We start from the raw sequence: 24416 nt of genomic DNA, 5'->3' as shown, positions 1-24416 counted from the left end.
GTTTCCTCAATCAATGATGCCGCATTCACGCAATTGGGCGACCCGATCCGGGGCGAACCAGGCGGACAACGCGGTATCGGTGTTCGACGGTGTGATGGGCTGGGGTGCAAAGGGGGTTTGCGGGACGCTGCGCGAGAAACGGGGTGCAGGCGCAGGCTGAGTCACGCCGTCAACCTCGATGAAGGTTCCCCGTGCGCGCAGATGCGGATGGTCGGCGGCCTCAGTAAAACTCAAGACCCCGGCAGCACAGGCATCACTGGCCTCCAGCAAAGCGACCCATTCGTCCCGGGTGCGGCTGCTGAAACGTGCGGCGAGCACCTGCTTGGCATTGGCCCAGGCGGAGCGATCCATCTGCTCTCCCAACAGATGCGGGTCCAGATCCATGAGGCGCAGCAGCTCGTCGTAAAACTTGCTTTCGATGGGGCCCACACTGATGAATTTGCCATCGGAGCAAGCATAACAATCGTAGAAAGGCGAACCGCTGTCGGTGATGTTGGTCCCGCGCCCCTCCTTCCAGATGCCAGCGGCCATCATGCCGAAGAACGTGGTTGCCAGGTGCGCAGTGCCGTCCACGATCGCCGCATCGACTACCTGACCCTTGCCTGAGCTTTTAGCCTCAAGGATGCCGGCCAGCAGACCGAGTGCCAGGTACAACGATCCGCCCGCGTAGTCACCCAGCAGGTTCAGCGGGATAGTCGGCGGCTGGCCTTCACGGCCAATGGCATCGAGTACGCCGGTGAGTGCCAGATAGTTGAGATCGTGACCCGCATATTTAGCCATCGGGCCCTGCTGGCCCCAGCCGGTCATTCGGCCATAAATCAGACGCGGGTTACGGGCCAGACACTCCTCCGGCCCCAGGCCCAGGCGTTCAGTGACGCCAGGACGGAATCCCTCTATCAGGGCATCTGCCTGCTCTACCAACTGCAGTACCGTCTCCACACCCGCCGGATCCTTGAGATCGACGGCAATCGCGTAGCGGTTACGCAGCAGGGTGTTGTACTGCAACGGACGCTCGATACCGAGCTTGGCAGGTTGCTTGCGGTCGACACGAATGACGGTCGCCCCCAGGTCGGCCAGTAACATCGCGCACATCGGACCCGGGCCAATGCCGGCCAGCTCGACGATTTTGATTCCCGCCAGTGGACCACCCATGTCATGTACGCCCTTTGCCGCGCATGGCTTGCCACTGGTCTTCGTTCCAGTCCTGCATGGCACGGAAACTCGGCCCGCCCACACCTTGCATCCAGCGCCCTCCATCCATCACGATCATTTCGCCGTTGATATAGGCGGAGCCCTCACTGGCCAGATAGCTGTACAGATCCGCCAATTCGCGATGGTCGCCGAAGCGGCGCAGCGGAACGCTCTTCTCCTGGGGTTCGACTTGCGAACCCGGTGGATAGAGCTGCTCCCAGGCACCCGGAGTGGGAAACAACCCGGGGGCAACACAATTAAGGCGGATGCCCTTGGGCCCCCATTCCACTGCCAGACTGCGGGTCATGGCCAGCACCCCTGCCTTGGCGGCTGCGCTGGGCGCCGTAAACGCCGATCCGGTCATGGTCGGGGTGGAGACCGTGCTGATGATATTGCCGGCACGCCCCTCGGCGATCCAGCGCTTGCCGGCGGCGATTGCACAATAGAAGCTACCGTGCAGGACGATGTCCAACACCGCATCCACCGCTCGCGGCGACAGCGTCTCGGTGCGCGCGATGAAATTGGCGGCCGCGTTGCACATCAGCACGTCCAGTGGCCCGCTGCGCCATACTTCTTCCATCATGGCCTCGACCGAGTCAGCGTCGCGCACATCGGCCTGCACGGTACTGACTCGCGCTGTCGGCAGCGCATCGCGGAACTCCTCAGCGGTAGCGTCCAGCACTTCCTTGCGCCGACCCGCAATGACCAACTCCGCGCCCAATTCCAGAAAACGTTGGCCGATGCTCTTGCCCAATCCGGTACCACCACCGGTAATCAGGATTTTTTTGCCTGCCAAAAGGTTGCTCGCAAACATGGTTCAATTCCCGCTGAAAGTCGGTTGACGTTTTTCCATGAAGGCCGCAACAGCCTCCTGGTGATCCTGGGTCTGGCGGGTCAGCGGGTTGAGATCCACCTCGCGGCGCCATGCGGCCTCGATGCTGTCGCCGCCACGCACCAGCGATGACTTGAGCAAGGCCAGGGTGACTGGCGGCAACGCTGCCAGGTGCTGAGCTCGAGCCACAGCCGCTTCCAGGGCTTCGCCTGGTGCGACGACCTGATTGAAGAGGCCGAATTGCCCCGCCTGGATGCCATCGAAAGGTTCTGCACCCAGCATCAGCTCGCGAGCCTTGCTTGCACCGACTTTCTGTGGAAGGGTCCACAACAGGCCTGTATCGGGTATCAGGCCGACCTTGACGAAGACGCAGGCCAGCTTGGCCGCTTCGCTACCGACCGCCAGGTCACAGGCGGCGGCCAACGAAATGCCGGCGCCCATGCAGTTGCCCTCCACGGCCGCTACCACCGGTTTGTCTCCGGTGAACAGCAATCGAAACAGGCGCACACCGATGCTGATGCGCTCACGCATCTGCAGCAACGAAGGCGACACGGTAGTCATTTCGGACAAGTCGCCGCCGGCACAGAAATGTCCGCCGGCACCGGTCAGCACGATGGCACGGCAGCTGTCGTCCTGGTGGTGCAGCCGGTGGAAGGTTTCCAGCAGTGCCAAACGCATGTTCAACGAGAAGGCGTTGCGTCGTTCGGGGTAATTCATGGTGACGATTGCCACGCTGCCCCGATGTTCTACCTGGACGATGTCGCTGTGTTGAGTCATCACAGGTTCCTTATTGGCCAGTGAATACAGGGGAGCGCTTTTCGAGGAAGGCGTTGGCTGCCTCGAGGTGGTCACTCGATTGGCGCAACAGCGGCTGGAAGTCGATCTCGGCACGCAGTGCGGCGTCCATGTCATCGGACGAGAACGTCAACGCCGTTTTGGTCAATGCCACGCCAAGCGGTGGCAGCTTGGCCAGGGTCTTGGCGTAGTCGATGGCCGCGCTCAATGCCTGCCCCGGCTCGACAACCCGGTTAGCCAGGCCGATACGCCCCGCTTCGACGCCGTCGATTTCACGCGCCAGTGACAGCAACTCGCGGGCTTTGGCCGGGCCAATCTTCTTGGGCAGCGTCCACAGCACGCCGGTATCGGGAATCAGTCCGATACGCAGAAACGCCGCGCAAAACCTAGCGCTCGATGCCACCACCAGATAGTCGCTCGCCACCGCCAGCGAAAGACCGGCACCAAAAGCCACGCCCTCCACTGCAGTCACGACAGGTTTCGGCCCCCCGAGCAAATCACGCACCACTTCACAGGACTCTTCGAGTATTTCCCGACTCTGCGACACGGTTCGCTTGGTCATTTCGGAGATATCGGCGCCGGCGCTGAATTGCCCGCCCGCACCGGTCAGGACGATGGCACGTGACTCGGGGTCAGCGACCATGAGCCGATGCACCGTGTCGCGCAACGCAAGGCGCATCTGGCGGCCCATCGCATTACGCCGTCCGGGATTATTCAGGGTGATGATCGCCACTTCGCCATCGCGGGTGACTTGAATACGTTCGTCGGTATGTTCGGACATTGCGCTCTCCTCAATTGCCAACGAATACAGCAGGACGTTTTTCCATGAAGGCTTTGGCGGCCTCCTGATGGTCCTGGCTGCGACGCATGATCGGCTGCAGGTTCACCTCGGTTTCGATCGCCTGATCGAGCGAACCAATGCCGTTGGCCAGTGCAGCTTTCAGGTGTGCGAGCGCCAACGGCGGCATGAGCGCATATTGGCGGGCGATGTCGACGGCGGCCTGACGGGTTTCGCCCGATGGTGCCAATTGGTTTGCAAATCCGATGCGCAGCGCTTGCTCGCCGTTGAACTCGTCAGCGGTAAGCATCAACTCACGCGCCTTGGCGGCACCGACTCTCTGGGCGAGCGACCAGAAAAGACCGGTATCAGGCATCAGGCCAACCTTCACGAATGCGCAGGCATAACGTGTATCGGGCGCACAGACCACGTAATCGCTGGCCGCGGCCAAAGAAACCCCCGCACCCATGGCGAACCCTTCGACCGCGGCGATCACAGCCTTGGGCCCTTCGACCAGCAGGCGGAAGATATTCAGCGGCAAAAGGTTACGTTCACGGTATTGCATCACCGTGCGTTCCTTCATCTCGGAAATGTCGCCGCCGGCGCAGAAGACGCCGTTGGCGCCGGTCAGGACGATGGCCCGGCAAGAGCCGTCCTCATACATCAGCCGGTAAAGGACCTCATACAGGGTTTCGCGCATTTTCAGCGAGAACGCATTACGTCGCTGCGGGTAGTTGAGGGTCACAACGGCAACGCCGTCAGACTGCTCGACCTGAACGATTGAATCGGTAATGGTCGGCTCCTGGCTCACAGCGTGTCCTCCGTACCAAGAATCAACGTCGCCTGGCTGGACAACACGCCGCCATTGCCGTGGGCAATCGCGAGCCTGGCCTGCGGCACTTGGCGCGCGCCGCATTGGCCCATCAACTGCTGGGTGGCCTCGACCATGGTGAACAGGCCATACATGCCGGGATGGACGCACGAGAGTCCACCGCCATTGGTATTGACTGCCAGTTGTCCGCCGGGGGCAATGGCGCCTCCTGACACGAATCGACCGCCTTCGCCTTTCGGACAGAACCCCAGGTCTTCGAGAAACAGGATCGGGTTGATGGTGAACGCGTCGTACAGCATAACGACATCGATGTCCGCGGGGCCGACGCCCGCCATGGCATAGGCACGCTGCCCGGATTCACGGGCGGCGGTGACGGTCAGGTCGGCCATCGAAGCAATCTCACGGTGTGAAGTGGCCGAACCTGCGCCCAACAGATAAGCCGGTCGGGCAACCAGGTCACGGGCCCGGTCGGCTCGGACCATGACTACAGCCGCAGCACCATCGGTGACCAGGCAGCAGTCACGCACGGTCAACGGATCGGACACCATTCGCGCATTCAACACATCATCGATGCTCAAGGGATCGCGCATATAAGCGTCCGGATTGAGCTGTGCCCATTTACGCGCTGCAACAGCGACTTCGGCGAGCTGCTCGCGCGTGGTGCCGTACTGATGCATGTGCCTGGCGGCGGCCAGCGCGTACGAAGACACCGGATTCATCGGCCGGTACGGGGTTTCCCAAGGCGATGGGCGCGACGATTGCACCAGCTTGCCGGATGAGCTTTTCTGGTTGCTGCCATAGGCAATGAGAGCTACATCGATCTGCCCTGCAGCCAGAGCCATTGCAGCGGTGTGGGCGTAAATCTGAAACGCCGATCCACCGGTACGGTTGTTGTCGGTAAAGCGCGGATGGATACCCAGATATTCCGAGAAGGTCAGGCCGGAGAGCATGTCGTCGGGTACGCTGACGAACAGTCCATCCACATCCGCTGGCGTCAACCCCACCTGTGCCAGTGCGCGAACGCTGGCCGCTGCTGCCAGGTCCATGGATGACAGACCAGGGGCTTCGCCCATCCCATAAGTGGCGCCCGCCACAATGGCCGTTTGTCCACGTAGACTTTGATTCATTAGTTTCCTGCCTTTGTTGTTATGGCTGCAGGTTTGCAATTATTTGTGCACCGCGCCGATCAGACTGGCTCGAACACCAGCACCGACGCATCAGCGTCCAGCGCTACGATCTTTGCCCGCACCGGCATACCGATGCGCACGTCTTCAGGCGGCACCCCTTCGACACGGGACATCATCCGCACACCCTCCTCCAGGTCAATCAACGCCACATTGTAGTTAGGCGTCGGTGGGCGCTGGCGGACCACTGTCGAGGAGTACACCACGCCGACTCCGCTGGCTTGCACCCATTCCAGGTCGGTGTTTCCGGTACCAGGCTGGGCGACGCGCGGATAGAAGAAGTAGCCACCGTTCTGGCGACTGCGCTGCAACATGAAGCGTCCCTCATTAAGGAACCGTTGGTAGTCGGATTCTGGCTGCAGGCTTTGCATGAGCTCTCCAGTGACAAGCGGCTATGTTTTATGAACAACGTTCCGAATAGTAAACGCGAGCTCCGTAATTCGTCAAGCCATCGACGGCGGCTCTGCCTACTCTTATGCACTATGCGAAACAGCGTTTCCATTAATTTCTAATATTTATCGCTCGTTTGACCCTTCGCAAAATTTTTCAAGACGGACCGAAACGCCCGCACGCTCTGGTTACGCCCGGATATCGAAGCACACGCGGGCAAATGTCCCATCACATCGGCTTGACACTTTCGATGACCGTCGTTTACTTTTACGAACATCGTTCAGAATATCACCTTGCCCTGTAGCGACCGATCATGCAGCGGGTGCAGTCCATGACTGGAGCCATGAAAACCGTGAATTACGAATTGACCGATGAACAGCGAGAAATCCAGGACCTGATCCGTCGGGTTGCCCGGGAAAAGGTCGCGCCCAGAGCCGATGAGATCGACCGCACGGCGGAATATCCCCATGACATGTTTGCCCTGCTCAAGGAACTGGGGCTGTTCGCGCTCCCCTTCCCAACCGAGTACGGCGGCACCAACAGCTTGCTGTCCGCCTGCATCGCCGTCGAGGAACTGGGCCGGGTCTGCTACAACACCGGCTATCTTCTGGTCGTGCAATGGACCCCGTTCGGCGCCATCCTTGCCGGCGGAACCGATGAGCAAAAACAACGTCTGCTGCCAGGGCTGGCCAGTGGCGACTTGCGCGGCGCGCTGTCGATAACCGAGCCGCAAAGCGGCTCCGATGTCTCCGGTATCAAGACTTCCGCACGTCGAACCAAAGGCGGCTACGTCCTCAACGGCGCCAAGATCTGGTGCACCAACTCCAACATGGCTGACTTCATCCTGGTAGCCGCCAAGACGGTGGCCGAGGATGGCTCGGCCCTGGGCATCAACCTCTTTATTGTTGACCGGGGTACGGAAGGACTGACCATCGGCGCGCCGGAACACAAGATGGGCGCACGGGGTGTCGCGGCCTGCCCGCTGTTCTTCGACAACGCCTTCATTCCGGTCGCCAACCGCGTGGGCCCTGAAGGAGGTGAAGGCTTCAAAGTTGCTATGGAAGCCCTCAATACCAGTCGCCCCTTGGTGGCCGCTCGAGCGGTGGGCCTGGCACAGGGCGCAATCGATCATTCGGTCGATTACATCCAGAACCGCGTGGCCTTCAAGCAGAAAGTCAGCGACTTCCAGGGGATACGCTGGATGGTTGCGGACATGGTGACGCAAACCGAAGCCGCACGGCAGCTCGTCTACCGCACCGCGTCCATGGTCGACGCCGGAGTGTCAGGACGCACCCTGGCCCCGATGGCGGCCATGTCGAAATTGTTTGCCTCCGATGTTGCGATGAAGGTTGCCACAGACGCGGTGCAACTGTTCGGTGCGGCGGGCATTTCCAATGAATACCCGATCAATCGGTATTTCCGTGATGCCAAAGTCGTGCAGATCATCGAAGGCACCAATCAGATCCAGCGCAACATCATTGCCGACAGCGTGCTCGGCCGTATTGCCCGCAGCGACTCGAAAGTTCGCTGAGGCGATGTACCCATTGCAGTTCCACATAACCAACGCCAGGAAACAATAAGATGGAACAGATCGAAACCGTGGGCTTGGGCATTCACTGGGAAGATCTCCCGGTTGGGCGCCGATTCAAAACCGTAGGTCGAACCGTGACTGAGGCCGATGTCGTTAACTTCGTCTCGGTAACCGGCATGCTTGAGGTGCTTTTCACCAACGTGGAATTCCTCAAGGAACAATCAGCCATCAAAGGCCGCGTTGCCCCTGGTGCGCTGGTCTTCACATTCGCCGAGGGTCTGCTGACACAGGCCACCATGCAGGGAGTGGGTTTCGCGTTCCTCAACATGGAACTGGACATCAAGGGACCAGTCTTTGTCGGTGACACCATTCACGTGGAATGCGAAGTCATCGAATGCCGTGAAAGCAATGGCCGTCCTGGTCTGGGGCTCGTGCGTACGCGCAACCGCATCTACAAACAGGACGGCACTCTGGTGCAGGAGTACACCCCTCTGCGCCTTGTCAAAGGCAAGGACTACAGGGCTGACTGATCATGGCACAACGGGCAATGGCACAACCCACCGGCCCGCTGTCAGGGCTGCGTGTGATCGACCTCACTATTAACGTTCTGGGGCCAGTCGCCACACAGATACTGGGCGACATGGGGGCGGACGTCATCAAGGTAGAACCGCCAACGGGCGACCAGAACCGGCAGAACGGGCCGGGCCGGAACCCTGGCATGTCGGTGTTCTACCTCATCATGAACCGCAACAAGCGCAGCGTCGTGCTCGATCTCAAGCAGCCGGAATGCATGGAGGCATTGCTCAAACTGGTTGAGACCGCCGATGTCATCGTGCACAGCATGCGCCCGAGCGCGGCCAAACGCCTGGGCATCTGTTACGAAAAAATCCGCGCACGCAATCCGAAGATCATCTACGCCTTCGCTCCCGGTTACCGAAGCGACGGACCAAACGCCAACATGCCGGCTTTCGATGACGTGATCCAGGGTGAAAGCGGTTTGGCAGCCATCAACCGTGACGCTGATGGCCGACCGCGATACTTCCCGACGGTGATCGTCGACAAGTTCTGCGGCTATGTCCTGGCGTCGTCCATCAGCATGGCGTTGCTGCACCGCGAACGCACGGGTGAGGGGCAGGAAGTGCGCGTGCCCATGATGGAGACCATGCTCCAGTTCAACTTGTTCGAGCACCTTTGGGAGGGTGCGTTGGGCAAATCGGACGGCCTGGGGTACACGCGCATGTTCTCCACCAATCGGCGCCCCTACTCGACCCGCGACGGATACATCTGTCTGCTGGCGGTCAATGACGAACAGTGGCGGCGAGTATTGACGGCGATAGGTCGACCGGAGCTGCTGACTGACCCGCGCTTTTGTCGCATGACGGAACGAATGCTCCATATCAACGAGTTGTACAGCATCCTCGGGGAAGTGATCGCTACGCAGACCTCGGCGCATTGGGAAAAAATCTTCGATGAAGCCGACGTGCCGCATGGCCAGGTGCGCGAACTGCACGACCTGATGGACGACGAATATCTGCGCGAAACCGAGTTTTTCAAGAAGGTTCAGCACCCGACCGAGGGCGAGCTGGTCATGACCTCGATTCCCGTGGAGTTTTCCGCTTCTCCAGGCAACGTGCGTTATTTGCCACCGAACCTGGGTGAACACAGTGACGAGATCCTTGGCGAACTTGGCTACAGCGCCGAGCAGATCACCTCATTGTGCGCCTCGCGTAACCAGGCTGCGGCACCGACACACCCACCTGCACCGCCGCAACAAGCCGGCGCCGAGGGCATGATCCCCAAAACCGCGGCACAGCCGCGCCCCTGAAAAAAGCAAAGGTAGTGAAAATGAAAGGGTTGAAAGATAAGGTCGTGGTGGTAACTGGGGGCGCAGGCGGCATCGGCAGCGCCATTTGCAAGCGCTTCACCGAAGCAGGCGCCATTGTGGCGGTCTTCGACCTCAACACCCAGGCGGCAGATGCCCTGGTGGGCGAAATCGAAACCGCCGGTGGCCGTGCCCGTGACTATAGCGTGGACATCACCGACCACGAGGCGGTCCACGCCGCAGTCGAACGTGTCGAGCAGGAGCTGGGGCCGATCGATGTGCTGGTCAACAACGCCGGCTGGGACACTGGCGCGTTCTTCCTGCAGACCGAAAAACCGTTCTGGGACAAGGTCGTGGCCATCAACCTGTATGGACCATTGAACATGCACCATGCCGTCCTGCGCCGCATGAGCGAGCGCGGTCACGGTCGTGTGGTCAACATTTCCTCCGATGCGGGCCGCGTCGGCTCCTCAATGGAGGCTGTGTACTCCTTCTGCAAGGGCGGGCTGATCGCCTTCAGCAAAACCATGGCCCGGGAAATGGCCCGCCAGCAAATTCCGGTCAACGTGGTCTGTCCCGGGCCGACGGCCACGGCACTACTGGACAATCTTGCCCAAGGTGAGAAAGGCGAGAGGATCAAGGCTGGGCTGGTCAAGGCTGTGCCCTTCGGACGCATGGGCCAACCCGAGGACATCGCCGGAACGGTGCTGTTCCTGGCAAGCGACGACGCAGCGTTCATCACCGGCCAGGTGATCAGCGTTTCCGGCGGCTTGACGATGGTGGGCTGAGGCTCATTTTTTCCAAGAGGAGAAACACATGGAATTCAAAGATATTCTCTACACCGAAGACAATGGCATCGCGACCATCACCATCAATCGCCCTCAGGTCTACAACGCGTTCACCGCCGATACCTGTGAGGAATTGATCCAGGCGTTCAGCCTGGCCGGGTACAGCAAGGACATCGGCGTCGTCGTACTGACAGGTGCAGGTGACAAGGCATTCTGCACCGGCAGTGACCAATCGGGTGGCCGACACAAGGGTCGCGGCGTGGTGGGCCTGCCAATCGAAGAATTACAGAGCATTATTCGCGACATCCCCAAACCTGTGATCGCTCGAGTCAACGGCTACGCGATCGGCGGCGGCAACGTGCTGGTGACCTTGTGCGACCTCGCCATCGCTGCCGAGACTGCGCAATTGGGTCAGGTTGGCCCGAAAGTCGGCTCAGTGGACCCCGGCTTCGGCACCGCCCTGCTCGCCCGTCTGGCCGGCGACAAGCGTGCCCGCGAGATTTGGTATCTGTGCCGTCGTTACAGCGCCAAGCAAGCGCTGGACTGGGGCCTGGTCAACGCGGTGGTTCCGGCCGTCGAGCTGGATGCCGAGGTCAAAAAATGGTGTGACGAAATCCTGCAGATGAGCCCGACCGCCATCGCCCTCGCCAAGCGTTCGTTCAACATGGACAACGAGAATATTCGCGGCATCGGCGCATTCGCGATGCAGGCCTTGGCCATGTATTACGAGACCGACGAATCCAAGGAAGGCGGCAACGCCTTTCGCGAGAAGCGCAAGCCTGAGTTCCGCAAATACGTCAAATGATCGACCGGATGAACGTACGGTGACCCATGCCCCCCGGTGATCTCTGGGCCGGGGTTGACGCAGGTCATCGACGCAACTGAGCTTGGTACCCTTTTGCCGCCCGCCTTGTGCAGGCGGCATTTTTTTTGCCAGCGCTTTTTATCCACCTGCGAATTGTCTGCCTGCAAAAAAAATCCCGGCTGCGCGTACGGGCCGGGATTTTTTCAGACGCTGGGCAGCTATCACTAGGTGCTTCGTCAGATGACGCCTTTGTCACGCAGTGCTCGAATCTCACCTTCGTCCATGCCCAGCCATTCGCCCAGGATGGTCTCGGTGTGCTCTCCCTGAGTGGGCGGTGCCTTGTATTCAACGATGGGCGTTGCCGAGAATTTCACCGGGTTGGCAACCATCCGCACTTTTCCATCGGCAGAAGCGGCATGGTGGCTTTCCACACACATTCCGCGCTCCTGAACATGAGGGTCGGCGAACACCTGCTCCAGATTGTTGATTGGGCCTGCTGGCACTCCCGCCTTATCCAGGGCGTGCAGCAAGTCGAGCACTTTCCAAGCCGCCACCAGCGGCTCGAACACATCCCCCAGCGCCCGACGGTTGACCACCCGCAGCGAAATTTCGGCAAACCGGGCGTCAGTGGTCAATTCCGGATGACCCAGCACCTCGCAAAAACGCGCGTATTGTTCGTTATTGCCGGCGACGATCATGATATCGCCATCGGCACAGCGGAACATACGCGAGGGCATGCCGCCGTTGCCCTCGGTACCACGCCGCACGGGGACGTCCCCTGAGACCAGGTACTGAGAAGCATAGTGCGACGTCGATGCTATCAATGCGTCCAGCAGGGCAATGTCGATGTGCTGGCCGGGCGCTGCGTTGACGTCGCGAGCGTACAGCGCCGCCTGGATGGCGTAGGCCGCATATTGACCCGCGAGTATGTCAGCCAGGCTCGGTCCGGTTTTCATCGGCCCGCCGCCTGGGATCTCATCCGGCAGGCCGGTAATGCTCATCAGTCCGCCCATGGCCTGAAAAATCGAGTCGTAGCCCGGACGTGGCGCGTAAGGCCCCGTCTGCCCGAAACCGGTCAGCGAACAGTAGATCAGGCGCGGGTTTTCTTCACTCAAAGAGGCATAGTCCAGGCCATACCGCTTGAGATCACCCACCTTGTAGTTCTCCAGCAGCACGTCGCACTTCGCGACGAGCTTGCGTACAAGCGCCTGCCCTTCGGGTTTCGCAATATCACAGGTAATGGACTTCTTGTTGCGGTTGGTACTGATGTAGAACGAGGATTCACGGGTGTTGCGTCCCTCGGCGTCTTTCAGAAACGGCGGGCCGAACTGTCGCGAATCGTCGCCTTTTCCCGGACGCTCGATCTTGATCACCTCGGCGCCCAGGTCCGCAAGCATCTGCGCCGCCCAGGGTCCGGCGAGAATGCGGCTCATATCAAGCACGCGGATGTTGCTCAGCGGGCCTTTAATCATCATGTTCTCCTCTTATTGTTATCGCCCAACAAAATGTGCAGGCCGCTTTTCGATGAAAGACTGCACACCTTCCTTGGCATCTTCGGTGTTGAACAAACGACGCTGGGTGTTGGCTATGGAAGCATACGCGGCCTGCCACCCGTAATTCACCGCCGTGTGTGCATTTTGCAGGGTCGCTTGTACCGCGAGCGGGGCTTGCTCGGCGATTCGTTCAGCCAGTGCGATAGCCCTTGGCAGCTCCTCGCCAACGGGTACGACCTCCTGCACGAAATTGAGCCGCAATGCTTCGGCGGCGTCGAACTCGTCACCGGTCAGCAAGAGCTTCATTGCGTTGCCCCAGCCGGCACGTTCAACAAACCGGAACGTCGCACCGCAGCCAGCCATGATGCCGCGCTTGACCTCAATCTGGGAAAAGCGGCAATCCTGCGCGGCGATGACGATGTCGGCCGCTAGCATTAACTCGATGGCTACGGTGAAACTGATGCCCTTGAGCGCCATGACCACAGGTTTGCTGCGCAGTGGTTCGCGCAAGTTGAAGGGGTCGACTTCGGCTGGCGGGATATAAGGTTTGCCCTCTTTGCGAAGCGGCGCGCATTTGGGCATATCGAGCCCGGCGGTGAAATGTTCGCCTTCAGCGTACAACACGCCCACTCGCAGCTCGGGGTCCTGTTCCAGCCGCGTGTAGGCGGCGGCCAACTCGGCGAACATTTTCGGGGTAAAGCCATTGCGCTTCTCGGGGCGATCAATGCCGATCAGCAACAGGGCGCCGCGTTGCTCCAGCTTGATCTGGCCATCTGGATCGCGTTGTGCCTCATTCATAGATTCGTTCCTCGTTGAAAGAGCCGTCAGTACCGGGTTCGTTCTGGGCGCATTTGCGCGACCAGACCTCCAACCGAGCCAAATTTTTGCGGCTAAAAACGGCCGCTGACACGACTGTAAAGTATCAAACTACTTCACATATTAGAACAGCGGACCTATATTCGAACAACATTTTGCCTTGCCAACCTCATCGACATAAGTGCCATGACCGACAAGAACCGCTCTATCACGCTTGATTCAACCTCGATTGCGAACCTTTCTCGGGCATGTGACGTGGTACATCATTGGGCGAGTGTCACGCCCTCTGCCCCCGCGCTGAGTGACGCGAGCCGCTCGCTGGACTACAGCCAGTTGGCGCAGGCTGTTGAAGAATTGGCCACACTGATTTCCGGGCAAGGTGTCTTACCGGGTGACCGGGTACTCATCGTTGCCGAAAACAATATCGCCGCCGTCGTCGCCCTCTTCGCCTGCCAGCGCGTCAATGCATGGCCCGCAGTAGTAAATGCACGTCTGCCGGCAGCAGAGTTGGAGGGACTCAAGGCACTGGTCGAGGCCCGACTCTCTCTGTACGCGGTGGAAGACAGCGAAGCGTGTGAAGCCCAGGCATCGAAAGCCGGCGCCTTGCCTGTCGAGGGTTTGCTCGCGGGGCCGGTCGCGCTCAGCGCTAGCGATACCACCGAAGCACAGCCGCCGTCGGCCGACACGAATGTGGGACTGCTCATCTTTACCTCTGGCACCACCGGAAAGCCCAAGGCCGTGATGCACAGCCACGGCGGGCTTCTGGCGCTCGGCTCGATCCTCAGTCGTTCGCGTCGCGTCAGTGCTACCGACTGCTACAACGGCGTCGCCCCCCTTGCGCACATCATGGGAATCGCCAATCTCATGTCAGTGATGGCGGCAGGCGCCAGCCTGCGCCTCATGGCTCGCCTGGCGTTGCCGCAGCTGGCAGCCGGTATCGCCGACGGCAGTATTTCGCACCTGTCGTTCGTTCCGATCGTCTACGCCCGATTGCTCGATTACATCATCACCCAACGGCTGGACGTCTCGGGACATCAGCTGCGCTACATCAGCTGCGGCGGTGCGCCGCTCGATGCCACCCTGCAACGGCGGGTCCAGTTGTTGTTCGGCATACCGTTGGTCAATGGCTATGGAATGACCGAATGCGCACCGGGTGCTCGAACCCCGGGTGACCGTCCAAGCGAACCCGGCACCATCGGCTTCGCTGAAGAGGGCGTCGAGATCCGTTTCGTCGACGCCCAAGGCTGCGACGTGAGCGACGGCACCATCGGTGAACTGTGGATGCGGGCGCCGGCAACGATGCTCGGCTACTACCGTAACCCGAAGGAAACCGCTGCCACGTTGCGTCCTGGGGGCTGGATCGCCACCGGAGATCTGGGCAAACGACTTCCTGACGGCGCACTGGCCATTGCCGGTCGCCAGAAGGAAATGATCATCCGCTCAGGCTTCAACGTTTACCCAGCGGAAGTGGAGGCGGCGCTCAACAGCCTGCCAGGTGTCGCCGCCTCGGGCGTCGTGGGTCGAGCCCTTGCAGAAGGTGACGAAGAAGTCGTTGCGTTCGTCGAGCCACGAGCCGGCCACAAGATCGACGCGCCAAGTATCGACAACGCCTTGCGCGAGCTGATTGCACCTTACAAGCGACCAGGTCGTATCGTCATTCTGGAGCAATTGCCCCAAGGCAGCACAGGCAAGATCTGGAAAGCCAGGCTGGCGAGCATGGCGGCGGCACTGGATGATGCGCCACAGGGTGGTGGACCCTCGCCTACGCCACAATATTGCGATGCACAACCCTGGCTGCTGCGCGCCATCAGCGCCCCGACACGCTCGCATTTTCAGCAGTGTCCAGAGACACGCTTGCACTACCGCAGCTGGAACGCGAGCGATACCGAGAAACCGGTTCTGCTGTTCGCCCACGGCTACCGGGCCAACAGCCATTGGTGGGATTTCATTGCGCCCTACTTCGTCGATCGATATCGGGTTTTTGCAATGGATTTTTCCGGGATGGGCGAAAGCGGAGCCCGGCAGACTTACAGCGCGCAGGCTTTCTCCGATGACCTGATCGCCATTCTCGAGAACGCGCTCGGCCCTGCCACCGTGGTCGGTCACAGCTATGGCGGTTTGCGCACGCTCAGCGTCTGCGCCAACCGACCGGATCTGGTCCGACGGGCCGTTATTCTCGACAGCCGGGTGCGTTTCCTCGATGAACCAAAGTCGAGCTTTCCGCTGCCGCCGGCGCGCAGCGGTCGGGCAAGGCATTACCCTGATTACGCGACCATTCGGGAGCGCTACCGGGTAATCCCCGACCAGCCGCTACCCCTCGCGGACACCTTCGAGCACGTTGCATTCCATTCCATCGCGCAGAGTCCCGAGGGATGGCATTGGCGCCTTGATCCGACCCTACCGTTTACCCTGAATGAAAAAGATGGCGACACTTTGCTGGGGAGTATCGAAGTACCGGTGGACTTCGTTTACGGCGAAGAAAGCATCGTCGTCGAACGCTGGCGCGCCGAGCGAATCGCCTCTCGGTTACGTCACTGCCGAGGCGCTATTGGCATTCCCAACAGTCACCATCATCTGATGCTCGATCAGCCATTGGCTTTGGTGGCCGTCATCAGGGCACTGCTGGCACCCGTCGTCGAGCGAGCGGTTGACAGCAACCAAAAAACGCATTCAGAATAGTAAACACCGTTCATTATAATAAATAGGGGTCACACCCCGACAGGCCCAGCATGCAGCCAGACGGATCCACAGGCCATCAAACAACGGCCGATAACCTGCCACCGTTGCGTTATGCGTTGTTTCGGGCCGTCTGGTGCGCAACGCTGACAGCGAACATCTGCCTGTGGATGCAGAACGTCGCGGCAGCGTGGTTGATGGTCCAGTTCGATCCCTCTCCGTTGATGGTGGCGCTGGTGCAGACAGCAATCACCTTGCCGGCTTTCCTCTTCGGTCTGCCGGCCGGCGTTTATGCCGACTTCATCGACAAGCGGCGGATCCTGATCGTCACTCACGCCTGGATGCTGGCTGCGACTGTGTTGCTCTTCTTGTTGTTGATCAACGATCAGCTTACGCCGTGGGGTCTCTTACTGTTGGCGTTCAGCCTCGGAACCGGCAGCGCGGTGAGTATCCCCGCCTGGCAGGCGACGACGTCGGACGCGGTGCCTCGCAGTGTTCTGGGCGCTGCGATCAATCTCAATGCGATCGCCTATAACGCAGCCCGTGCCGTGGGGCCCGCCCTCGCCGGCATCATCATTGCCAGTTCGAGCCTGCAATGGGTGTTCGCGCTGAACATCGTGTTGCTGGTGGCCGTGCTCGCGATATTCATTTTCGGGTATCGACCTGGCCCTACGACGCCTGCGCCAAGGGAGCCACTGCTGACCGCCATGCGTACCGGCCTGCGGTATGTTCGCCATGCGTATCCGCTGCATGGTCACATCCTGCGGACTTTGTTCTTCATCAGTTGCGCGAGCAGCCTCTGGGCCTTGCTGCCGTTGGTCGCTGGCGGCGACGAGGTGGGCGGCTACGGCCTGCTGGTGGGCAGTCTGGGCGCCGGCGCCGTTCTGGGCGGTGTCCTGCTCAACCAGTTCAGGTCGCGCATCAATAATCTGCAGCGCTTGGCGGCGATATCTAGCGTCATCTTCATGCTGGCAATGCTGGTTGCGGCCTGGACCCCTTTTCTCTACCTGACCAGCATCACCCTGGTATTAGCCGGCGCGGCCTGGATCAACTTCAATTCGACCACCAGTGCTGCCTTCCAGACCACCCTCCCGGCCTGGGTGCGGGCGCGGGCATTGGCCATCTTCATGCTGACGTTCCAGGGTTCCATGGCCATTGGCGGCATGCTCTGGGGCGCAGTGGCCAACTACATGGGCGTTTCGTGGACGCTGACTCTTGCCGCGGGCTTGATCGCCATCGGTCTGTTTTTTACCCGTCATTATCCATTGCGCATGGGCCAGGAAGCCGAGGTGACGCTGTCGGCACACTGGGCGGAGCCACGCGTGCACGGCAGCCCGAATGCCAGTGACGGGCCGGTGGCGGTCCAGGTCGACTATCAGATTGTGGCCGAGCACCAGGATCGATTCTGCAACCAGCTGTTTCGCCTGGGGCGCATCCGCAAACGCGACGGCGCCAGCCACTGGCTCCTGTATCAGGATCTTGCCGACCCCCAGCGTTTCAGCGAGCGCTTCATCATTGCCTCCTGGGGCGAGCATCTGCTGCAGCGCCAAAGAAGCACGCTGGCTGATTTCGAGCAGGAAAGCCAACTGACACATTACCTGAAACCCGGGACTGTCCCTTCGGTGTCCCACTACCTGCTCGTCGCGACTGCGACGCTACCGTGAAACTGGTCGCCACCGCAGACGTGGCATAGGAGAAATCTGTTGACCGATCGTGAGTACATGGAATTTGACGTTGTCATCGTGGGCGCAGGCCCCTCCGGCCTGTCAGCGGCCTGCCGACTGAAGCAGCTTGCCACTGATGCGGGCCGGGACATCAGCGTGTGTGTGGTCGAAAAAGGCTCCGAGGTCGGCGCCCATATCCTCTCAGGCGCAGTGTTTGAAACTCGCGCCCTGGACGAGTTGTTCCCAGATTGGCAAGAACGGGGGGCGCCGCTCAACACGCCAGTGACCCGCGACGACATCTATCTGCTGCAGGGTCCGGATACCGCCACCCAGATACCGGGATTCTTTGTGCCCAAAACAATGCACAACAAAGGTAACTACATCATTTCGCTCGGTAATCTTTGCCGGTGGCTTGGCCAGCAGGCGGAGAACCTGGGCGTCGAGATCTACCCAGGCTTTGCGGCCCAGCAAGCGTTGATCGACAAAGCAGGCGTGGTGCGCGGCATTGTGACGGGTGACCTTGGGGTGGATCGTGACGGCCAGCCCAAAGATGGCCTGTACACACCCGGCATGGAATTGCGCGGCAAGTACACCTTGTTTGCCGAGGGCTGCCGTGGACACATTGGCAAACAACTGATCAAACAATATCAGCTCGATAGCGAGGCCGATGCCCAGCATTACGGAATAGGCATCAAGGAAATCTGGGAAATCGACCCCACCCGGCACGAACCTGGGCTCGTGGTGCACACCGCTGGTTGGCCGCTCAATGACGACAATCCGGGCGGCTCTTTCCTTTATCACCTGGAAAACAACCAGGTGGTGGTCGGGCTGATTGTCGACCTGTCCTACAGCAACCCGTACCTTTCGCCGTTCGACGAATTCCAACGGTACAAGCATCACCCGGTGGTCGCACACTATCTGGAAGGCGGCAAACGCTTGTCCTACGGCGCTCGCGCCATTTGCAAGGGCGGTCTGAACTCGCTTCCAAAAATGATATTTCCTGGCGGCGCACTGATTGGCTGCGACCTTGGGACCCTGAATTTCGCCAAGATCAAAGGCAGCCATACCGCCATGAAGTCCGGCATGCTCGCTGCGCAAGCGGTAGCCGACGCCCTGCTCGCCGGCGGCGAAGGTGGCGACATGCTTCAGGAATACGTCGAGGGCTTCAAGGCCAGCTGGCTGTACGACGAGTTGTTCCGTAGCCGTAACTTTGGTGCCGCCCTGCACAAGTTTGGCGCGCTGGCTGGCGGTGCTTTCAACTTCATTGACCAGAATGTCTTCGGCGGAAAGCTGCCGTTCACGCTCCACGACAACAAACCGGATCATGCCTGCCTCAAGCCTGCGGCCAAATCCGAAAAAATCAGCTACCCCAGACCGGACGGCAAGCTCAGCTTCGACAAGCTGTCGTCGGTGTTTCTCTCCAACACCAATCATGAAGAGGAACAACCTTGCCATTTAAGGCTCGCCGATCCAGATGTCCCCCTGACCAGCAACCTGCCGCTGTACGACGAGCCCGCGCAGCGGTATTGCCCGGCCGGCGTGTACGAAGTGGTGACGCAGGAGGACGGTCATAAGCGCTTCCAGATCAATGCGCAGAATTGCGTGCATTGCAAGACCTGCGACATCAAGGACCCTGCGCAAAACATCACGTGGGTGACCCCTGAAGGCGCTGGTGGCCCCAACTACCCCAACATGTAAGCAACCCTGGCGCCTCAGCGCCTGCTTCCACAGGAGCGGAAATATGCCTTTTGAAACCCTCATCCTGGAAAAACAGGAAAATGTCGGCGTGGTACGCCTGAACCGACCAGAAGCCTACAACGCATTAAACGATCAGTTGATGGACGAGCTGACCACCGTGCTCGACGAACTGGAGGCGGATGACACGATCGGCGCCATCGTGCTGATCGGCAGCGACAAGGCCTTCGCCGCCGGCGCAGACATCAAGATGATGCGCGAGTGGAGCATGATGGACGTCTTCAAGCGGCAGTTCATCACCGCCAACTGGGAGCGCGCCGCATGCTGTCGTAAACCGGTAATCGCGGCGGTGAGTGGTCTGGCGCTCGGTGGCGGTTGTGAGCTGGCGATGATGTGCGATGTCATCATCGCTGCCGATAACGCACGTTTCGCCCTGCCCGAAATCACTCTGGCGACCATTCCTGGCGCCGGAGGCACTCAACGTCTTACACGCGCCGTTGGTAAGTACAAGGCCATGGAAATGATCCTCAGTGGCCGTCCGATGCTGGCAGAAGAAGCCGAACGCAGCGGCCTGGTCAGCCGTGTGGTACCGCTCGCTGAACTTCGTAATGAGGCATTGGCATTGGCGGCCAAAATGGCTGGGTTCTCGCAACCGGTCGTGGCATTGGCCAAGGAATGCGTCAACAGGGCGTTTGAAAGCAGTCTCAGCGAAGGGGTTCTTTACGAGCGTCGTATGGCCTATGTCACGTTTGGCACCGAAGACCAGAGCGAAGGCCTGGCCGCATTCGTGGAAAAACGCCCGCCGCAATTCAAGCACCGTTAGGAGTCCACATGGCTGATTACGACACCAGAAAAAGAGCCGTCCGTTACGCTGATTACCGTGTGGATGTTCCCTTTCTTGACTACCTGGATATCCTCGTCGAACCAGACCCTGAGCCCCCGTGCCTGGTTGTCGATCTGGAGCACAAACACCTCAATGGCGCTGGCCAGGCGCATGGGGGATTGATTATGACCCTGCTCGATATGGCCATGGCGGCAGCGGCCCGCACTACCGATCCCAAATGCCGTTCATGTGTGACTGTGGAAATGAAAACCAATTTCCTGCGTCCTGGTGGCGCCACTGGGAGACTGTCGGCACGTGGCCGGTTGCGATACGCCAGCAAAAGTCTCGCATTTTGCGACGGCGACCTGTTTGATGAGCAAGGACGGCTTGTGGCCAGCGCCAGCGGCACCTTCAAGTTCGTCCACCTGCCCGGTGACGATGCTCCGTGAACAAGATCCGGAAAAACTAGAAATGCCCCTTCGTTGATTCCCTTCAAGAGGCGTGCCGCATCACGCCTCATTTTTTTTGCTTGCGTTGCAGTCAGACCGCCATGTTCTCAATCACGGCCGAACGCATCGCCGGCCGGCCCAAATGCAGGGCAAGTGCTGATAACGGACAGGCCAGGACGAAGATCAATGCCAGCGAATAACCCACCTTGGCATCGTCCTGAAAAATGAAATCGGTGAATGCGGCGACGACTGAGGGCCCAGCGCCAATTCCCAGCAAGATCATCACGAATAGATAGAGCGAGGACAGACGACCACGCAGGTAAGCCGGGGCAGCAATTTGCAGGGCCGCGGCCGAAATGCCCATGATCGGACTGACCAGCATCTGGATGAGGAAGAAGGCCGCCAGGAATATATAAGGGTCGTGCCACAACACTCCGACCACCGCGACCGGCACGCTCACGAGGGAGGTTAGGCTGAACAACCGCATGTGAGCGTCAAGGCGCCCTCGGGCGACCTGCCGATCAATCAACTGACCGCATCCCAACGCACCGATGACCCCGCCCAACGTACCCACCACGCCAAGCCAGATCCCTACCTGTGCAGGCTTCCACGCGAAAGCGCGATAAAGGTAGGTGGGCGCCCATAGTGCCATTCCCGCGACAGCCATGACGCACAGCGTGAAGCCTATATGGTGACAGAAGAAAAACCGTCCGTGGCGGCGAATATGCCGAAAGACCTCGCCGAACACTTGGCCCACAAGAGCGGTGGATGGCCGCGAGGAAGCAGTGGTGCGCCGGGGAGGTTCGCGGAAGGTGAATACCAACAAACCCAGGAACACACCAGGAAGGCCAATGGCGATAAAGACCAGTTGCCATGAGCGCACTTCGCCAACCAGCGGTAGCAGCACCGAGTGATGCTCACTGACCAGGCCGACGATAACCCCGCCCAGCAGATAGGCCATGCCGGTTCCGAACAGCGAACCGAGGGAATAGACCGCCAGGGCAGTCGTCAGCCGGTGTGCTGGGAAGCTATCAGCCATCAGCGAATACGCCGCCGGACTCAAGGCGGCCTCCCCTGCGCCGACACCGACACGCGCTAGAAAAAGCTGCCAATAGCTGTGAGCCACCCCGCAGAAAGTGGTGGCCAGCGTCCAGATAGTTACGCCACCGAAAATGACCCAACGTCGACTGAAGCGATCCACCAGCCAGCCCAACGGTAACCCGCACACTGCGTAAAAGACGCCGAAGGCAAAACCTTGCAGCAGTGACAATTCGAAATCAGTGATGCCCAGGTCGCGGCGAATCGGATCGACCAGCAGCGAGATAACCAGTCGATCCAGCAGCGACAACCAGTAGAGCAGGAAGAGCACGCCCGTCATGTACCACGCCGTGGCCGGCCTGGGGAATGCTTGCAGGCCCGCCGCAGGTCCGGGAATTTCCAGTTTCATCGCGATGCACTCCGTAGCAGGAAGCAAGACAAGGCTGGAATGAGGATCAGCGCACCGAGCATGTTCCACACGAACATGAAGGTCAGCAAAATGCCCATATCTGCCTGAAATTTGATAGGCGACCATGCCCAGGTGATGACGCCAGCGGCGAGCGTGACGCCTACCAGCGCGACCACCTTGCCGGTGAACAGCAACGCATGCCGGTAGGCTTGCGCCAACGGCACCCCGTTACGCTGTTGGGCCAGTTGCACACTGAGCAGGTACAAGGCGTAGTCGACACCGATGCCAACCCCCAGGGCAATCACGGGCAGCGTCGCTACCTTGACGCCGATCCCCAGCGCGACCATCAGCGCCTCGCACAAAATCGAAGTCACGATCAGTGGCACCAAGGCCACCACGACCGCTCGCCAACTGCGGAACGTGATAAAACACAGCACGGCCACCGCCAGATAAACGAACACCAGCATGGTGCGATTGGCGTCCCGCACCACAATATTCGTCACCGCGTCGATTCCCGCGGAACCTGCGGCCGGGAGGAACAGAGCACGATCGGAGTCATGCTCGCGGGCGAAAGCTTCCACGGCCAGCAAAACCCGATTCAGCGTCTGCGCCTTGTGATCGGCCAGATAAGCGATGACGGGCACCATCGAACAATCCGAATTGACCAGGTCCGGATTGGCTTCCTGAGCCCGCAGCACCGAGGTGTTCACCAGTGCCTGGTTATGGCTGATGGTGATCCATTTCGGCGACGCTTCGAACAGGGCCGAGGACAGCCGGCTGACTGCGCCCGCCAGGGACACCGTGCTCTGCACGCCCGGCACCTGTTGCAATGTCCATTCAAGACGATCTATTTCCATTTGAGTCTGCCAGGCTTCGCAACCTCCTGGCGGCGTCTTTACCATGACAGCAAATTGATCACTGGACAGCCCGTAATGGGCCGTGATGAATGCTGCGTCCTGGTTGTACCTCGCGTCTGGCCGCAGCTCCGGCGCGCCAGCGTCAAGATCACCAATCTGCAACTGCAGGCTGAGGACAAAGCCCAGAACCGAGAGTATGACGGCCACGCCGATCGCAGATATCGCCCACGCAGGCTCAGTGAAACGTACCAGCACGTTCCAGGCGCCAGGTGGATTCTGCACGGCCTCGTGGCTTCGCCGTGCTGCCGCAGCGCCGACACCGACGTAGGACAGAAGAATTGGCAACAGGATGAGGTTAGTGAATACCAGCACGGCAACGCCAATACTTGCGGTCAGTGCCAACGACTTGATCACCGGGATGTCGATGATCATGAGCACGGCGAAGCCGACTGCGTCGGCGACCAGTGCAGTCAACCCGGCCAAGAACAATCGGCGAAAGGTAAAACGCGCCGCGACGTATTTGTGCGTACCGCTGGCGATGTCCTGCATGATGCCGTTCATTTTCTGGGCGCCGTGCGAAATGCCGATGGCAAACACCAGGAACGGAACGAGTATGGAGTAGGGATCGAGCGAATAACCCAGCGCGCGCACCATGCCCAGTTGCCACACGACCGCCACCAGTGAACAGGCAACCACCAGGACTGTGCTGCGCACGCAACGGGTGTAGAAAAACAGGATGACAATGGTCACCACGGCCGCGATAGCAAAGTAGAGCATGACCTGATACAAACCGCTGATCAGGTCACCGGCCAGTTTCCCGAACCCGACGATGTGGACACGAATTTTACCCGGCTTGTCCGGCACGGCAGTGTCCTGCAATGAACGCAAGGTTTCGAGCTGATGGTAAAGCTGGCGGTAATCAATGGCCTTGCCGGTGTCAGCATAACGCTCCAGCAAAGGCGCGACGATCATGGCCGAGCGCTGATCGTTGGCTACTAGATTCGCGCGAAGCCCTGCTCGGCTGACGTTCAGCCGCAGGTCACTGATCGCTCGGGCGGAGCCATCATAGGTGTCCGGCATCACCGGGCCACCGCGGAAACCCTCCTCGGTGACCTCGGTCCAGCGCACGACAGGCATCCAGATCGATTTCACGAAGGAGCGGTTCACGCCCGGCATCAGGAACAGCTTGTCGTTCACCTGCCTGAGCGCCTCCAGGTATTCGGGGTCGTAGATGTCGCCCTGGGTATTTTCCACGACGACGCGAAGATTGTTGCCGAGCCCCCGAAGGTCTGTTTTGTTCTCCAGGTAGTTGCGGATATAGGGGTGCGACTGGGGAATGATGTCTTCAAACCCTGCGTTGACCTGCAGCTTGCTTGCCTGGAAGGCACACAGGACGGTCAGCAAACCGCACACCAGCATGATAATGCCACGATGGTTGAACAGGAGGCGCTCGAGAGAGCTACCCGAGTTCGAATCAAATTGCGAGCGTTCGCTGACCACGCGCCGGTGATCGGCATCGTTGTCCAAAAAAATGGTCATGTCGGTCTC

Annotated in this window: 21 protein-coding genes; 10 read left to right on the top strand and 11 right to left on the bottom strand. The window is 60.0% G+C overall.

The genetic code is table 11. The annotated features are described in order from the left end of the window. Window positions 1–6: 6 nt before the first annotated feature. Genes AB7M26_RS18295 through AB7M26_RS18265 form a run of 7 tightly spaced genes read right to left on the bottom strand, consistent with a single transcriptional unit; the run spans window position 7 to window position 5983 of the window. Entirely contained in the window at window positions 7–1152 is a 1146-nt protein-coding gene (locus AB7M26_RS18295) for a CaiB/BaiF CoA transferase family protein (RefSeq protein ID WP_429385593.1), read from the bottom strand. 1 nt (window position 1153) lies between these two features. Continuing rightward, window positions 1154–2005, bottom strand: a complete 852-nt coding sequence (locus AB7M26_RS18290; protein WP_429385591.1) for an SDR family oxidoreductase — start codon at window positions 2003–2005, stop codon at window positions 1154–1156. A gap of 3 nt (window positions 2006–2008) precedes the next feature. Continuing rightward, complete coding sequence (locus AB7M26_RS18285) at window positions 2009–2800, bottom strand: enoyl-CoA hydratase/isomerase family protein (protein ID WP_429385589.1); 792 nt, start codon at window positions 2798–2800, stop codon at window positions 2009–2011. Between the two features lie 10 nt (window positions 2801–2810). Beyond that, on the bottom strand, window positions 2811–3599 hold the full coding sequence (locus AB7M26_RS18280; RefSeq protein ID WP_429385587.1) for an enoyl-CoA hydratase/isomerase family protein: 789 nt from the start codon (window positions 3597–3599) through the stop codon (window positions 2811–2813). A gap of 10 nt (window positions 3600–3609) precedes the next feature. Then, window positions 3610–4407, bottom strand: a complete 798-nt coding sequence (locus AB7M26_RS18275; RefSeq protein WP_429385585.1) for an enoyl-CoA hydratase/isomerase family protein — start codon at window positions 4405–4407, stop codon at window positions 3610–3612. Then, complete coding sequence (locus AB7M26_RS18270; RefSeq protein ID WP_429385583.1) at window positions 4404–5555, bottom strand: thiolase; 1152 nt, start codon at window positions 5553–5555, stop codon at window positions 4404–4406. The genes AB7M26_RS18275 and AB7M26_RS18270 overlap by 4 nt, the downstream gene beginning before the upstream one ends. A gap of 59 nt (window positions 5556–5614) precedes the next feature. Further along, the gene (locus AB7M26_RS18265) at window positions 5615–5983 is read right to left on the bottom strand and encodes a Zn-ribbon domain-containing OB-fold protein (protein ID WP_429385581.1); all 369 of its coding nucleotides are present in this window, start codon (window positions 5981–5983) and stop codon (window positions 5615–5617) included. Between the two features lie 350 nt (window positions 5984–6333). Between AB7M26_RS18265 and AB7M26_RS18260 the strand changes: the two genes are divergently transcribed. The 5 genes from AB7M26_RS18260 to AB7M26_RS18240 are packed head-to-tail and all read left to right on the top strand — an operon-like array spanning window position 6334 to window position 10948. Next, entirely contained in the window at window positions 6334–7533 is a 1200-nt protein-coding gene (locus AB7M26_RS18260) for an acyl-CoA dehydrogenase family protein (protein WP_429436294.1), read from the top strand. Window positions 7534–7583: 50 nt separating this feature from the next. Then, complete coding sequence (locus tag AB7M26_RS18255; RefSeq protein ID WP_201195554.1) at window positions 7584–8063, top strand: MaoC family dehydratase; 480 nt, start codon at window positions 7584–7586, stop codon at window positions 8061–8063. A 17-nt stretch (window positions 8064–8080) separates the two neighbouring features. Continuing rightward, window positions 8081–9358, top strand: coding sequence for a CaiB/BaiF CoA transferase family protein (locus tag AB7M26_RS18250; protein WP_429385577.1), 1278 nt, complete (start codon window positions 8081–8083; stop codon window positions 9356–9358). 20 nt (window positions 9359–9378) lie between these two features. Then, window positions 9379–10143 (top strand): glucose 1-dehydrogenase, encoded by a 765-nt coding sequence (locus AB7M26_RS18245; protein ID WP_429385575.1) that lies wholly within the window; start codon window positions 9379–9381, stop codon window positions 10141–10143. A 28-nt stretch (window positions 10144–10171) separates the two neighbouring features. Beyond that, window positions 10172–10948, top strand: coding sequence for an enoyl-CoA hydratase-related protein (locus AB7M26_RS18240; RefSeq protein ID WP_429385573.1), 777 nt, complete (start codon window positions 10172–10174; stop codon window positions 10946–10948). A 236-nt stretch (window positions 10949–11184) separates the two neighbouring features. Here the strand turns inward: AB7M26_RS18240 and AB7M26_RS18235 are convergent, their stop codons facing one another. Beyond that, window positions 11185–12423, bottom strand: coding sequence for a CaiB/BaiF CoA transferase family protein (locus AB7M26_RS18235; protein ID WP_429385571.1), 1239 nt, complete (start codon window positions 12421–12423; stop codon window positions 11185–11187). A gap of 15 nt (window positions 12424–12438) precedes the next feature. Further along, on the bottom strand, window positions 12439–13239 hold the full coding sequence (locus tag AB7M26_RS18230) for a crotonase/enoyl-CoA hydratase family protein (RefSeq protein ID WP_429385569.1): 801 nt from the start codon (window positions 13237–13239) through the stop codon (window positions 12439–12441). Between the two features lie 204 nt (window positions 13240–13443). Here AB7M26_RS18230 and AB7M26_RS18225 point away from each other — a divergent pair, with 204 nt between their 5' ends. The 5 genes from AB7M26_RS18225 to AB7M26_RS18205 are packed head-to-tail and all read left to right on the top strand — an operon-like array spanning window position 13444 to window position 20564. Beyond that, on the top strand, window positions 13444–15936 hold the full coding sequence (locus AB7M26_RS18225) for an alpha/beta fold hydrolase (protein ID WP_429385567.1): 2493 nt from the start codon (window positions 13444–13446) through the stop codon (window positions 15934–15936). Window positions 15937–15986: 50 nt separating this feature from the next. Beyond that, entirely contained in the window at window positions 15987–17597 is a 1611-nt protein-coding gene (locus AB7M26_RS18220) for an MFS transporter (protein WP_429441118.1), read from the top strand. A 57-nt stretch (window positions 17598–17654) separates the two neighbouring features. Beyond that, window positions 17655–19295 carry an electron transfer flavoprotein-ubiquinone oxidoreductase gene (locus tag AB7M26_RS18215; RefSeq protein WP_429388878.1) on the top strand — a complete coding sequence of 547 codons (1641 nt, stop codon included), beginning with the start codon at window positions 17655–17657 and terminating at the stop codon, window positions 19293–19295. A 43-nt stretch (window positions 19296–19338) separates the two neighbouring features. Next, complete coding sequence (locus AB7M26_RS18210; RefSeq protein ID WP_307337335.1) at window positions 19339–20115, top strand: enoyl-CoA hydratase; 777 nt, start codon at window positions 19339–19341, stop codon at window positions 20113–20115. 8 nt (window positions 20116–20123) lie between these two features. Beyond that, the gene (locus tag AB7M26_RS18205; RefSeq protein ID WP_429385563.1) at window positions 20124–20564 is read left to right on the top strand and encodes a PaaI family thioesterase; all 441 of its coding nucleotides are present in this window, start codon (window positions 20124–20126) and stop codon (window positions 20562–20564) included. 91 nt (window positions 20565–20655) lie between these two features. Here AB7M26_RS18205 and AB7M26_RS18200 read toward each other — a convergent pair whose 3' ends face one another. Further along, window positions 20656–22011: an MFS transporter gene (locus AB7M26_RS18200; protein WP_429385561.1), complete on the bottom strand. Its 1356-nt coding sequence runs from the start codon at window positions 22009–22011 to the stop codon at window positions 20656–20658. Beyond that, complete coding sequence (locus tag AB7M26_RS18195; protein ID WP_429385559.1) at window positions 22008–24407, bottom strand: efflux RND transporter permease subunit; 2400 nt, start codon at window positions 24405–24407, stop codon at window positions 22008–22010. The genes AB7M26_RS18200 and AB7M26_RS18195 overlap by 4 nt, the downstream gene beginning before the upstream one ends. Window positions 24408–24416: the final 9 nt, after the last annotated feature.

This window comes from Pseudomonas sp. F-14 TE3482 (genome assembly GCF_053629455.1).
Note: the sequence above shows the minus strand (reverse complement) of the source record. Positions and strands in the feature narration are given on the sequence as shown.